The following is an 11,700-nucleotide window of genomic DNA, read 5'->3' on the forward strand; positions in this document are numbered from 1 at the left end:
TAGGCTATCGAACGCCGTTTGAGGTTTTTTATAATTTGGATATACTCCCCCTAAAACTTACCTCCCGTTGCTCTTCGTAGCTGAATCTGCCCAGGCTTATTGTCCATGTTTCTTATGGATTATTAAAATATACCTGTAGGGAGTATATAATTAGAAGCATTGAATTTTTACATTCTAATGAACAAAATTTCTCGTTATTTAGCAAAAGATCCGCTAAGTAAAGGAGTGACTAGTCTGTACATAACATCCGTGCGTAGTACGTATTTTGTGCCAGAAGTTACCGCAGAACCTTGATGATTCAGCCTGTGTGGGAAAACCAGAACTGAGCCAGCTCTTGGCTGAATACTTTCCCAAACAAAGTCGGTATGACCGCCTTCAAAGTCGTCGTTTAAATACATAATAAATGTCAGAAAACTCTCCTCGGTATCATTTCGGCGAAAAGTGCCATCCTTATGCTGCTTAAAAAACTGTTGGTCTTTATAACGATAAAAGCGAAACCGCTCGTTAAAACCAGGTAGCTGCCAATTATCGATCACGGCTGGCAACAAAGGCTGTGCTCGGTCATAGAGCTCTTTTGCCAACGCAGGATTGCCATACAAGATTCGATCATTGTTGCGCGCGTCTTTGAATATTTGCTCGCCCTCATCGGTCGTGATGACCGCTTCAGAATAACCTAACTGTTCGCTACTAGCGATGTAGCTGTCACATTCGGCTTTGCTTAAAAAGTGATGAATGACAAATACTCCAGCACCAAAATTCTTGATTTCCATTCGTTATATTCGCAATATCGGTTTTTACTTTTGCTTGAATAAGCACGTTTAAAATAAAGGACTCGTATTAGTTTTTAAAAAAATAAACCAAAGCTTACTTCTACTTTTTTAATAATTTTTCCAAAATCTCGCGGATAAATTCAGGCTTGTTATCAAGATCGGCACAACTGCGCGTATCCGCTTGGGGGTATACGCGCGCGCCAAAGGAAAAGTAGAAATTCTCAAAATCGTCAAACACAAGAATGATATTCCAAAACCTCACCAGTACACTCCCACGGCAGGGTGGACTTGCCAGCAGGACTACAGGTGGGCAGATAAGAATCCGCTCTCGTCATAAGCAAGTCGGTGATGATGCGACAGCACCAGATTACATCATCGTCTCACTGTAAAGTTAATCCGAAACGGAAAGTCCATCTGACATGGCACGCCGGCGCATTTGGCTGGCTTAAACTTAGTCAGCAGTAGCACTTTGGCAGCAAACTGTGTCATCGCGTCGCTAGGCGACTCAAACATGGACACATTGGCCACAGTGCCGTTGCTCTTTACTGTGGCGACGATAAACAACTCTCCATTATCAACAAGTTGGCTCTGCCCCTTGCGAATCGGATCAATGATGGCTTTGAGTCCGCCCAAAGGAAAAGGTGGTTCGTCACCGTCATTTATTTTTTCCCACCAAGAATTAAGTGCCTGACGATCAGCGGGTGACAATTGATCGTAAGGAAGATTGACAGGAACCCGGGCTCCTGAGACTTCAGTACGGCGAATATATGACCCCGTGACCGCCTGATCCTCTTTAATCGAATACTCCGACTTAGGTTCAGACTGTGCAGAGGCGAGAGATGAATAGGCAAGCAGAGTAGTGCAGAGAATTTTGGCAAGGCTAGATGGCATGACTGAAAAAATCTTATGTAAGGTTAAAAAGCACGCACGAAGAATTATAAATTGTAGCAAATTGATCAAGTTATTCCAGAAAAATCAGATGCTTCATTCATTTTTCAACACGATAAATGCATTACCGGTCTTTATATTTTTAGTATGAGTTATATGGAACGAGTGCCAGCGTGGCTCACAGTGATATGCGTTAGCTGACGACCCTAGAGTCGTCAATATTGTTATGCTACGAGAAGCGTATATATGTGTTTTGATACCCGTTTACTGAGTGATCAAGCGTCCAATCGCCGCCTTGCGTTCCTTAGTGTCAGATAGGAATCGGGGGCTGTAGGAAAAGAATCGATTGGTATTTTTAAAATTCCTCGCCCAACCGACCAGCGCGCCATCGGTATCTGCATACAAGCGTATCGTGCCGCGACCTAGGCCTGTAATTTTATTCGAGGGGTCAGCGAGCCTTGTATCATCCGAGCCCAGGTACTCTATATTTGAATCGATAATCGCGACCTCGTATTGCTCTGTTCCAGCAACAAGCGGATTACGCGGTTCGATTTTTTTTGCTTCACTGTCGACCAACATTACATGCCCGGTCGTACCGGTTTGCGATTTGTCGCTGGCATTGAGCATCGCATGCGCCAGCACATCGCCAGGCCGTATCAGGCGCACATCGATGATCTGCTGAAAACCCTTACCGGTCTCTATCGAAAAAACGAAGTCCTCTGCAACTGGCCTTTTTCTGCTTGGCGTCCAGTTCAAAAAAGCAAGCTGAGTCCGCACCGGATAGTGAGCCCGCTCAATCAACGCTAGCAAAAGCCCTGAACAGTCCGCCCGCATGACGTAATCGCTGGAAAACACATCACCGGGAAAACTAATCGACTGCACACCCAGACTGTAATGGTTATTCGCAGGCTTGATATTCTCAGCCAGTTCGCGGGCTATCAATAAATGCCTGGGCAATTCCGGGACAGCGTCGGCGGCATAGGATGGGGAGCAAAAAACTGAGGCCAGAAGCACCCATGCGAGGGCTACTTTTCTACATCGATTTACTATGCGCATCGCGGTGATTTCGCTTACGGGTGTTGATTGGCCGAGTAAATTAATTCGGGTTATGGTCAAGGCATCATGAGCAATGCGTTTAGCTCGGGTAGATAAGCTTAAGCTATGTTTCACGCAGAGCGTCAGGTATAAAACTTTCTCTTACATGACTAAAAATATCCACGTGAGTACATCTAGTCCCCTATTAATATGAGCGATATCCGGCGCGAATTTTTAATTTGAGCGAACAACAACATAGGATGTCGCCTGATTTTTTTGCTTGATTTTATTATTTGATATTTGACTTGGACGCTTTTGAAAACACTAAAAATGCAAATAAAACCTCGATCAATCCACCAAGTCCAGCGGCAATGACAGGCGTTACCGCTGCGAAGAGGACGAGATTTGCAGCGACAATCAGACTCACGCCCATCACCCAGAAAATTGATCTGCCGTAGATGCTTGCAAAGATCAGGTAGCGGCTTCCTATCGTTGCCATCATTGCGGGGAAAAATAACGCTGGCTTTAGAAGGAAAAGGCCGTAGGCCATCGCGCAGCAAAGGATTAGCCAAATTGTCGATGCCATCCCAAGTTGGTTCAAGGCGTTGTCTTTGCTTGTCTTCGCGGGGCGTCCTATCGCCTTTGTTACAACGAGGCTAATTGGATAAATAAATACACCGCCTATGAGCAGAGTCCATACAGCCTTGTCTATACCGAACTGATAGCATACCAAGGTGGCAGCAATCCAAACGAGACCAGATACCAGAACGCCCGGGGCGCCATCATAGTGGGCGTGTCGCATCTCTTGTTGCTGCTCTTGGGTTATGGACAGTTTCATTGATTATTCCCGCAGTTTAAGGTTTGAGGTAACAGGCACGCGTGGCGAAGCCGGCGCGCTGTTGAAACTTGAGGTGATTTAATTTGCCAATTTTATATGCTAACTTGGCAGTTAAGAAAATACCATTTGTTTCCATACTCTTACAATCTTCAAAACCTTAAAGGGCTCTACACACCTGAGAATACCGACCTTATTAAATATACTCCCCTGTTGATCAGTACAAATATGCCTTATTGTCCATATAATATATGGACACTTTAAATATACACGCCTGGAGTATATTTTAAATCCAGTGTGTAAAACGTACCATCCGTTCGCCTAGACCAAGCTCTTCTCATATTCCGCAGGCGTCATGCCCACCAAGGCCCGAAAATCACGTCCGAAATGGGCTTGATCAAAATAGCCAAGTTCTAGCGCTAACGCAATCCAGTTAAGTGTTTTTCCTTCCTGAATCTGGGCAATGGCTTCGTGTAAGCGGTAGCGCTGAATAACCCACTTCGGACCGACACCGACATATTTTTGAAACAAGCGCTGCAAGCTGCGCTTGTCCAGATCGTTTATTCGAAGCAGATCGTCGACCGTTGTGATGCTGCGGTTTTGTTCTATGCTCGCAACTAGCTGACTGACGCGGAGGACTTGCGGATCGGATGGCGGTAAATGGGCTAGTAAGAAGTTTTCTGCTATTGCGCATTTGGCGAGAAAATTATCGGCGGCAGATATTTGTCCGGCAAAATCCGCACTGGACTGACCAAAACAAGTAGTAAGGTCAATTGATCGGTTATGTAAGCTTGCTAAGGCTTGTCGATAAAAAGGGTAAAAGCCTCCGGCCTTAAATTTGATACCAAAGACCTGATCCTGTTCGGCCAGTTGCCTGATGAAGCGGTGGCTGTGCACACCGTAAATGCGCGCTTGTCCCTGCTCTATCACCAGATGCACATTCGGATGGGGCAAAGTGGCTTGCTCTTGTGCGGGTAAGCCACGCAAATCCCAACTGACATACCAGTAGTGCTCAATAACATCAGCTAATGCGGCAGAAGGCACTTGCCGGTGATGCTGAAATTCTCCCTAATTGAGCGTCGGGCGCAAAACACCACGTGGTTTGGGCGGCTCTTGGTTTTGTATCTGCGTTTGCGCCAAAGGATCGGTGTTGCTCATAACGCCCTCTTTCTAATAACACGTTGTCGCGTTTTTCCTATCATGTCGGTCTGGCGTCCTATTTAATCTGGATTGGTCAATGGAGACATTTTTATTACCAAGGAGATTACGATGAAAACAAACTTATTACATCACGTCGGTATCAGCATTTACTTATTAACTTGCCTGAGCGCCTGCGTTACCACCCCAGCAGCAACAGAGTCCGCATCTATCATTTTAAAGGCGCCAAATATGCACCACGCTAGAGGAGGCTTTGACATCAAACTGAATCCGCAAGTACCAGCAACAGCAATCGAAGCCGCAAAACTTGCTCGCCAAACGATCATCAAGCAATTTAATGGTGACCTAAATGCGTCTAGCTTAGGTGAAATGCTGGCTGCAGTTACAGAAACCAAGGGTTCGGCGGGTTATGTCGCGATTGAACGCGTGACAGGTAGTCTGCAAGGCAAGAAAGGTAGTTTTGTCCTGATGCATACAGGAACGATGAATCGCGGCCAAGCGGATTTAGCGGTCCAAATCGTGCCAGATTCCGGCACCGATGAATTGGCAGGAATCACTGGGCAGATGAAGATACAAATCAATACCGGCAGCATTTTTATACCTTCGATTACACGTTACCGTAGACGTCACAAACCTGCAGGGGTCAGCGTGGTCACGGCAGAGCATCGTATTTGCTTAGGCTTAAAATCAGTCAAATATCGACAGGATCAATCTCCACCGACCACTTCACCCGTGACTTCAGGGCGCGCAAGTCGCTGATCCAGTTTTTTAGGAAGTATTGCAAAGCGGGGCGTGAAGTGGATTCGACTAATAGTTGCGCGCGGTCGACGTTGGCGACGCGGGTCATGGTCATGGGGATAGGGTCGTTGACGGTGATGCCAGGGTCGGTGGCGAGGGCGGAGGCCTGATGCAAGAAGTCGAGGGCGATTTGTAGCTCTTTGGCTTCGGCACGTAACAAAGCTTGGTAGATAAACGGTGGCATGCCTGCCTGTTCACGTTCTTGCAGTAAGTCGTTGGCGAAGCTGTCGTAATCATGCGCCATCAGTGCGTGGTATAGCGGGTGGTCAGGGTAGCGAGTCTGGATCAGGACTTCGCTGAGATTGCCGCCTTCTTTGCGGGCGGCACGGCCAGCGCGGCCGGCGACTTGCATGAGCTGGGCGAACAGGCGCTCACTCGCACGGTAGTCTTGCGAGAACAGGGCAGAATCGGGATTAAGCGCAGCAACCAGACTGAGGTTTTTAAAGTCGTGGCCCTTAGCAACCATTTGGGTACCGATCAGGATATCGACCTCTCCACGATGCACGGTGTCGAAGGCGGCTTCGGCACTGCCTTTGCGCCGGGTGGAATCGGCGTCAATACGAAATACCCTTGCTTCAGGGAAAATGTGGGCAAGGCTTTCTTCGATTCTTTGGGTGCCGCGACCCAGAGGTTGCAAGTCAATATTGCCACAGGTCGGGCATGATCTTGGGATGCGTTGCTCTAAACCGCAATGGTGGCAACGTAGTTTGTGATCGAGTTTATGCATGACCAGATGCGCGGTGCAGCGGGTGCAGTTGCTGATCCAGCCGCAGGCGTCGCAGGCGATGACGGGGGAATAACCACGCCGGTTTAGAAATAGTAGTGACTGCTCACCTTTCTCTAAACGTAAGCGGATGGCGGTGACTAATCTTTGTGTCAAACCTTCACTCGGTTTTTCATGCTCGGTGTTGATGACTTTGACAACGGGCAAAACAGCGTCTTTGACTGCTCTTTCACGCAAACTTAGCTTGCGATACCGTTGAGTATTGGCGTGGTGCCAGCTTTCTAAAGACGGTGTGGCGGAGCCGAGCACGACCGGGATGTCGAGCTGACGCGCGCGCCAAACGGCGAGGTCGCGAGCCGAATAGCGCAAGCCTTCTTGTTGCTTGTAAGAAGGATCGTGCTCTTCGTCAATGACAATCATTTTTAAGTTGGGCAAGGACGCGAGTATCGCTAAACGCGTACCAAGAATAATACGGGCTTGCCCTAAATGAGCAGACAGCCAGTGGCGCACGCGTTCGCCTTCGGCCATGCCGCTGTGTAAAGTGGCGATCTGGATACCCGAAAAACGCTGACGCAGATGATTCTCTAATTGCGGTGTGAGGTTGATTTCTGGTACCAGAATCAAGACTTGCGCGTCAGTGCTTTGCGCCAAAACCTTGGCGGTGGCTTGCAAATAGACTTCTGTCTTACCGCTACCCGTTACACCGTAGAGCAAGTGCGGGGAAAACTTTTGGGCGCTCGCAATGGCGTCGACCGCTAGTTGCTGTTCGGCATTTAAGGTGGGTTCTGGATTGGGGTTGGTGTCTTGTGGCGCTGCATCTTTGGCGACTTTCTTGAGATTGCGTTCCAGCGATGTCACTTTACTGGTGCGCAAGTTTTTTGGTAGTGCAGGCAAAGCGACTTCGCCCAGTGGTCGTTGGTAGTAGTCAGCGGCAAAACGACATAAGTCCAGCCAGGCTTGTGGCAAAGGCGCGAGTTGGGTACGCACTTCAAGTACATCTTTGAGTTTGTTGGCGGACACCTCGGTGGTGTCGCTGATACCGACAATCAGCCCCATCACCTCTTGCCGTCCAAACGGAATTAAGGCTAATTGCCCGATTTGGGGCACGGATGAAATTTGTGGTTCGGTCTGAGATGTAGCTCCGCCCGCCTCAATTTCGCGCAGATTCCAGCGGTAGTCGAAGCTTGTATCAAGTGGCGTGTCAAGCACGATTTGGAGGATGCAGTGTTCCACGAACTTAATGTAACCTGTGAGGAAGTGCGCTAACTAACGGTTTCATAAGGTCTTTTTTACATATCCACAGTTTCTGTGGATAACTTTGTGGACAAAGGTGTATTGACATGGCGTTGCGCTAGGTTTTATGCGGGTTTCAACAAACTGCCCATTCTGAAAGCAAAAAATAAGTCTTTTAAAATCAATGGCTTGCAAATATGCAGAAAGTCTAGAAAATAAATTTTCGACTTATTTTTACGCTCCTCATATTTGTGCATAACTAACAAAAAGTGTGCATCTTTATGCGCTTTTTGTTGCGGCTGTTTCATTAGTTCTCCCAGCCATATCAAGCTAACAAGCGCATGAATATTGACTGTTGCACAGCAACATGACGTCTTTACAAGGCGTACCAAGGTTTATTGTTTTGATACCTTATTTGCCAAGACCTTAAGCCTTGTTTTGGCGCTGCTGACGACTTACCTCATGCACTGTTTCGACCAAAACACTAACTGCATCAGGCGGGGTAAATTGAGAAATACCGTGGCCTAAATTGAACACATGTCCATGACCGGCGCCCGGCATGCCATAGGATTGTAAGGTTGCAGTGACTTGTTGGCGAATCTGATCATGGTCGGCAAACAGGACTGCCGGATCAAGATTGCCTTGCAAGGCGACTTTATGCCCAACTTTGGCGCGTGCCTGACCAAGATTGACGGTCCAGTCCAGACCCATTGCATCGGCACCGATATCGGCAATTTGCTCTAACCATAGGCCACCGCCTTTGGTGAAGACGATGACGGGAATACGCTGGCCATCTTTTTCGCGTTGCAATTGGTTGACTACGTCTTGCATATAGCGAAGGGAGAATCGTTGGTAAGCACCGTCAGCCAATGCCCCGCCCCAGCTATCAAAAATCATGACTGCCTGCGCACCGGCGTCGATTTGCGCGTTGAGGTAAGTCGCAACAGCCGTGGCATTGGTACGCAGAATATGGTCCATCAAATCCGGGCGCTTATACATCATGGTTTTAACGGTATGAAACTCACGCGACCCTTGCCCTTCGACCATATAACAAGCCAATGTCCACGGGCTACCCGAGAAACCAATCAAAGGCACGCGACCGTTTAAGGTGTGACGGATTTGCGTGACGGCGTCAAAGACATATTGCAGACTGCCAGCCTCTGGTACTTTTAAAGCCAGCACGTCTTTTTCGTCTTTGAGCGGACGTTCAAATTTAGGGCCTTCGCCTTCTTCAAAATACAATCCCAGACCCATGGCGTCGGGCACGGTCAAAATGTCGGAGAACAAAATCGCCGCATCTAATTCAAACCTGTCCAATGGCTGAATCGTCACTTCCGTCGCAAAGTCGGGATTTTTTGCCAGGCTCATAAACGACCCGGCACCTTTGCGGGTGGCGCGGTATTCCGGCAAATAACGACCTGCCTGGCGCATTAACCATAGCGGTGTGTAATCCGTCTCCTGACGCATCAGGGCTTTTAAGAATGTGTCATTTTTGAGCGGGGCAAAACTGTTCGACATAAATTGCTTTCGATAAAACGAGTACAGAAGTGGCGTTCGCTGCTGTTCTCCGGGATGTCAAACGCAGCGCTAATCCGACATTATCGCCGATGCGCCTGATCAAGGCATCTGATCTGCTGCAATCTGGTGAAATTCTGAGAGAAAGTTGATAGAAATTACTGTTTAGAAACTGTGGATAACTTTGTGGATAGTTTCTATTTTATGGCGATGACAATACCAGTAATAAAGTAAGCATTGAATATTGTCTTGTAAGGTGATGATTTTAAAAGATTTATTGTCTTTGCACTTCTTTACACATGGTTTTTTATTAAGATACTAGCTTATTTAAAATGTGCATAAGTACCGCAAAATATACTAATTTATCGCCACTTTAGATAGATTTGCTCTTATTGGAGTTGCCGACCATAACGCGCCGCGACTAACTGTTCTGCCCACGCCTTCGTGCCTTTGGCTGAAGGATGATAACCATCTTCTGCCATCAACGACGCATCGCTGATATCCAGCGCCATAGGGATGTGACTGACGTTGCCACGTCCATCACCTAATTGGGAAACTAACTTTTTGGCGACCAGATCGAGTGCTTTTGCTTTGCTGCCCAGAACGAATCTTAAGGGTTGCGGCAAAGCGGGAAATGCGTGCACCGGCGGCACGCCCGACAGCAGAATTTGTTTGGGTGCGAGTTGCTGCTGTATCGCGGCTAATAACTGACACAACTCAGCTCGATAGCGCTGATCAGATCTGAACGCCGTCGTGTCGTTGACCCCAAATGCGACAAACACCAGATCAATCTGCGTTGATTTGTCTGCCAAATTAAATAGTTGCGGCAGCAAATGCTGAATCGCACTCGCTATATCTGCGCCGTTTTTACCAATCGCCTGCCAACTCACATCGGTTTTCAAACGTGAGGCCAACGCCTTTGCCAATTGCGCTGTGATAGCCAGGTTCTGGTTGGCTACACCAACACCGGCAACGGGCGATTCTCCTATGCTGAGCAGCCGGAAGCCAACATCTCCGTCAACATTCCGATCAGCATGATTGTCGCCATAACCAAGCTCCGGCTGGTAGTGACTAATGCCAAAACGCGCTCCACCGGCTTCTGGCAAGCGTGGCGTAGTTTCACGAGTGCGCTTACCTTGCCATGACAACAATGGGTATAGTGGCAGCGCAAGTAATTCAGCCAGATATGGAAACATGCAGGTTTAAACTACTTTGAGTTTGCTGTACTCAGGATTGCCGGGCGGGTAAGCGAGTTTTAAACTGGCTAGTTTCTCTTGCACGATATGGGCAATCGCCAGGTTGCGCTGGGTTTTAGAGTCGGCAGGAATGATGTACCAAGGCGCATGCTCTGCATCGGTGGCTTCGATGGTTTTTTCGTATTGGCGCTGGTAAGCATCCCAGAATTTGCGTTCGGCCAGATCTTGGGGGTCGAATTTCCAATGTTTGTCTGGGTCGGCGATGCGGTCTTCAAGCCGTTGCTTTTGTTCTTTGGCTGAAATGTGTAAAAAGAATTTAAGAATTACGGTGCCGGTTTCTGTCAGCATACGTTCAAAATCCCTGATGTGTGCGTAACGCCTCTCGCACTCTTTGTCATCGATCATGTCATGTACGCGAGTGATCAGTACGTCCTCATAATGGCTGCGGTTAAAAATTACAATCTCGCCACTGGCTGGCACATGCTGATGCACTCGCCAGAGGTAATCATGACCTAGCTCAACACTGGTCGGCGCTTTAAAACCGATGGATCGGGCGCCGAGTGGATCAATCTGTCCGAACACACCGCGCACGGTACCGTCTTTGCCTGAGGTGTCCATGCCTTGAAGGATGATCAAAAATTTATACTTTTTCTGCGCGTATAAAACTGTCTGGAAAGCAGATATCTCTTCCGCCAAGCTCAAGGTGAGCAAACGATCCGCGGCTTTAGCATTGGTTTTGTCTTCTTCGCTAGACGCAATCATTTTTTGCGATGCATCCTCATCTTTTAAGACGAATTTGGGCTTTTTACGGAATAGTGCGCTGATGCTCATGGAGATTCCTGACGGTAATTTTGTTGTTCTATTTTAAACAGATTTTGTCCTTTGCTGGACGAGATTAGCAAAGCATGGCGTGGTCTATTTTGATGCAACGATCCATCACCACACTAATGCCGGCAGAGCGCGCGGCCATCGCCGCGGATGGATGACTAACCCCCAACTGCATCCAGATACAGCGAGCATGAACCGAAATAGCGTCATCAACCAGCGTAGGCATAGCGTCGGATTGACGAAAACAATCGACGATATCGATCCCGTTCGCGGCATGGGCAGCCGCGTCCGCCAAACTGGCGTAACAGATTTCACCAAGGATTAGTTTTCCAGCCTCCTTAGGATTGACGGGGATGATGGTGTAGCCTTGCGCCTGCAAATAGGCCGCAACCTCGTGACTGGGACGAGCGGGATTGGGCGATAAACCGACTACGGCAATCGTTTTTGCGTGCAATAAAATCTGGCGTAACTCTTTATTGGTAGTCATATCAACCCTTTTTTGTCGTCTGCTTTTGTCAGTACGCGTATGAAATTAGTTTAGCCAAGAGTAAGGTAAAACCAAAGATTAGCGCTAGCAAGATATAAATGGGTTTTGCTTTTTTTCTCAAAGAGATATAAGTTGGGATTAAACCCAGATTTTCCATTGGAACAGCGACAAGTGTGCCTTTGGCGGACTGACTGGCTAGACGCGACGACGACGCAAGCTGCATCTTGCTAGGA

The 11,700-nt window shown here is 48.0% G+C and carries 13 protein-coding genes; 1 reads left to right on the top strand and 12 read right to left on the bottom strand.

Going from position 1 to position 11,700, the window contains the following annotated elements; all coding sequences use genetic code 11:
- Positions 1 to 194 precede the first annotated feature (194 nt).
- From AAKU64_RS21265 to AAKU64_RS21285, 5 genes are all read right to left on the bottom strand, one after another.
- A complete protein-coding gene (locus AAKU64_RS21265) occupies positions 195 to 770 on the bottom strand; it encodes a prolyl hydroxylase family protein (RefSeq protein WP_354335862.1) in 576 nt (191 codons plus the stop codon).
- A 372-nt stretch (positions 771 to 1,142) separates the two neighbouring features.
- Positions 1,143 to 1,661, bottom strand: a complete 519-nt coding sequence (locus AAKU64_RS21270; protein ID WP_354335860.1) for an energy transducer TonB — start codon at positions 1,659 to 1,661, stop codon at positions 1,143 to 1,145.
- 261 nt (positions 1,662 to 1,922) lie between these two features.
- Entirely contained in the window at positions 1,923 to 2,828 is a 906-nt protein-coding gene (locus tag AAKU64_RS21275; RefSeq protein WP_354362960.1) for a hypothetical protein, read from the bottom strand.
- 154 nt (positions 2,829 to 2,982) lie between these two features.
- On the bottom strand, positions 2,983 to 3,531 hold the full coding sequence (locus tag AAKU64_RS21280) for a DUF7010 family protein (RefSeq protein ID WP_354335406.1): 549 nt from the start codon (positions 3,529 to 3,531) through the stop codon (positions 2,983 to 2,985).
- A gap of 318 nt (positions 3,532 to 3,849) precedes the next feature.
- Complete coding sequence (locus tag AAKU64_RS21285) at positions 3,850 to 4,572, bottom strand: DUF6597 domain-containing transcriptional factor (protein WP_354335408.1); 723 nt, start codon at positions 4,570 to 4,572, stop codon at positions 3,850 to 3,852.
- Between the two features lie 225 nt (positions 4,573 to 4,797).
- On the opposite strand from AAKU64_RS21285, the gene AAKU64_RS21290 reads away from it, so the two are divergent.
- The gene (locus tag AAKU64_RS21290) at positions 4,798 to 5,445 is read left to right on the top strand and encodes a DUF3224 domain-containing protein (RefSeq protein WP_354362961.1); all 648 of its coding nucleotides are present in this window, start codon (positions 4,798 to 4,800) and stop codon (positions 5,443 to 5,445) included.
- Here AAKU64_RS21290 and AAKU64_RS21295 read toward each other — a convergent pair.
- The 7 genes from AAKU64_RS21295 to AAKU64_RS21325 all read right to left on the bottom strand — a co-directional run.
- Positions 5,378 to 7,441 carry a primosomal protein N' gene (locus AAKU64_RS21295; RefSeq protein ID WP_354335411.1) on the bottom strand — a complete coding sequence of 688 codons (2,064 nt, stop codon included), beginning with the start codon at positions 7,439 to 7,441 and terminating at the stop codon, positions 5,378 to 5,380. The two genes, AAKU64_RS21290 and AAKU64_RS21295, sit on opposite strands and share 68 nt — an antisense overlap.
- A gap of 125 nt (positions 7,442 to 7,566) precedes the next feature.
- Positions 7,567 to 7,749, bottom strand: coding sequence for a hypothetical protein (locus tag AAKU64_RS21300; RefSeq protein WP_354362962.1), 183 nt, complete (start codon positions 7,747 to 7,749; stop codon positions 7,567 to 7,569).
- 118 nt (positions 7,750 to 7,867) lie between these two features.
- Positions 7,868 to 8,959 (bottom strand): uroporphyrinogen decarboxylase, encoded by a 1,092-nt coding sequence (gene hemE / locus AAKU64_RS21305; RefSeq protein ID WP_354362964.1) that lies wholly within the window; start codon positions 8,957 to 8,959, stop codon positions 7,868 to 7,870.
- Positions 8,960 to 9,345: 386 nt separating this feature from the next.
- A complete protein-coding gene (locus AAKU64_RS21310; RefSeq protein WP_354335417.1) occupies positions 9,346 to 10,152 on the bottom strand; it encodes an SGNH/GDSL hydrolase family protein in 807 nt (268 codons plus the stop codon).
- A gap of 6 nt (positions 10,153 to 10,158) precedes the next feature.
- Positions 10,159 to 10,983 (bottom strand): PPK2 family polyphosphate kinase, encoded by an 825-nt coding sequence (locus AAKU64_RS21315; protein ID WP_354335419.1) that lies wholly within the window; start codon positions 10,981 to 10,983, stop codon positions 10,159 to 10,161.
- Between the two features lie 64 nt (positions 10,984 to 11,047).
- On the bottom strand, positions 11,048 to 11,467 hold the full coding sequence (locus AAKU64_RS21320; protein WP_354335421.1) for a CoA-binding protein: 420 nt from the start codon (positions 11,465 to 11,467) through the stop codon (positions 11,048 to 11,050).
- A gap of 28 nt (positions 11,468 to 11,495) precedes the next feature.
- The coding region (locus AAKU64_RS21325; protein ID WP_354335422.1) for a hypothetical protein at positions 11,496 to 11,700 on the bottom strand (205 nt) is incomplete at its 5' end.

The organism is Undibacterium sp. GrIS 1.8 (assembly GCF_040544445.1).
Lineage (GTDB): Bacteria > Pseudomonadota > Gammaproteobacteria > Burkholderiales > Burkholderiaceae_D > Undibacterium.

Coding starts and splice junctions, on each gene's coding strand:
- AAKU64_RS21310 (WP_354335417.1), bottom strand. CDS start 10,152: ATGTTTCCATATCTGGCTGAATTACTTGCGCTGCCACTATACCCATTG.
- hemE (WP_354362964.1), bottom strand. CDS start 8,959: ATGTCGAACAGTTTTGCCCCGCTCAAAAATGACACATTCTTAAAAGCC.
- AAKU64_RS21315 (WP_354335419.1), bottom strand. CDS start 10,983: ATGAGCATCAGCGCACTATTCCGTAAAAAGCCCAAATTCGTCTTAAAA.
- AAKU64_RS21265 (WP_354335862.1), bottom strand. CDS start 770: ATGGAAATCAAGAATTTTGGTGCTGGAGTATTTGTCATTCATCACTTT.
- AAKU64_RS21280 (WP_354335406.1), bottom strand. CDS start 3,531: ATGAAACTGTCCATAACCCAAGAGCAGCAACAAGAGATGCGACACGCC.
- AAKU64_RS21270 (WP_354335860.1), bottom strand. CDS start 1,661: ATGCCATCTAGCCTTGCCAAAATTCTCTGCACTACTCTGCTTGCCTAT.
- AAKU64_RS21300 (WP_354362962.1), bottom strand. CDS start 7,749: ATGAAACAGCCGCAACAAAAAGCGCATAAAGATGCACACTTTTTGTTA.
- AAKU64_RS21320 (WP_354335421.1), bottom strand. CDS start 11,467: ATGACTACCAATAAAGAGTTACGCCAGATTTTATTGCACGCAAAAACG.
- AAKU64_RS21290 (WP_354362961.1), top strand. CDS start 4,798: ATGAAAACAAACTTATTACATCACGTCGGTATCAGCATTTACTTATTA.